This window comes from Pseudomonas sp. Pseusp3 (assembly GCF_047304225.1).
In the GTDB taxonomy this organism is placed as follows: Bacteria; Pseudomonadota; Gammaproteobacteria; order Pseudomonadales; family Pseudomonadaceae; genus Aquipseudomonas; species Aquipseudomonas fluorescens_CD.
In genome coordinates this window covers 1-711 of sequence record NZ_JBGLYV010000236.1, presented here as the reverse complement: position 1 = coordinate 711, position 711 = coordinate 1, and the positions used below count along the sequence as shown (strand labels likewise).

The following is a 711-nucleotide window of genomic DNA, read 5'->3' as shown; positions in this document are numbered from 1 at the left end:
CGGCCGGGGGGCGGGGGGCCACCCCCGGGCCCCAACGTAGTCTGTGCCAAAAATATATTGCCCCCGCGGGGGGATTGGGGCCGCGCGGCCGGGGTGGCGCGGCGCACCCGCATGACGCTTGCGCAGGCCGCCAGCGGACGCCGCGAGGGTCCGCCCGATGGCCAGGTCATTCCTGAATGGATTTCTCGACCTTGTCCGACGCCGACCAGATTCGGTAGCGCACTTCGATGTCCTTGGGTACGTACAGCACGAGCGGCAGCTTGCTGTTGTAGCGCAGCAGGAAGCCATCACCGACCACCGGTACGAAATCCTGTTTGCTCGTGCCGTCCGGGCAGGCCATCAGCGTGCTCATCGGGCCAATGATTTTTTCCAGGCGATAGAACGGGTAGCCCCAACCTTCGAGGTTTTTCTCCTCGAGGATGCCGCCCAGACGCGGGTGGTTGCAGTCTACGGTCATTGTTTTGCCGGCCAGGATCTCGACCTGAAAGTCGTTTTCCCGGGGCTGTGGCGCGAGGTGAATCACCTGGCGGGTAAACCCGCTCTCGGCCTTCGGATAGGGCGCGGTCTCTTCGAGTTTGGCGGCGTGCGCCACGCCAGCAAGCCCCAGTGCGAATAGCGCTGTGCAAGCGTTAACGGTCAAAGAACTCATGATGCCTCCTTGCTTGAAGTGAAGGGCGGCATTCTCACTGTCGTGTGCAGTGAATGCAAATC

1 protein-coding gene is annotated in these 711 nt (G+C 62.7%); it reads right to left on the bottom strand.

The window, feature by feature from the left end:
* Window positions 1-166: 166 nt before the first annotated feature.
* On the bottom strand, window positions 167-649 hold the full coding sequence (eco, locus tag ACCD00_RS30705) for a serine protease inhibitor ecotin (RefSeq protein WP_413428933.1): 483 nt from the start codon (window positions 647-649) through the stop codon (window positions 167-169).
* Between the last annotated feature and the right edge of the window lie 62 nt (window positions 650-711).

Bases quoted from the DNA above. Each gene is read 5' to 3' on its own strand.
- eco (WP_413428933.1), bottom strand. From the start codon at position 649: ATGAGTTCTTTGACCGTTAACGCTTGCACAGCGCTATTCGCACTGGGG.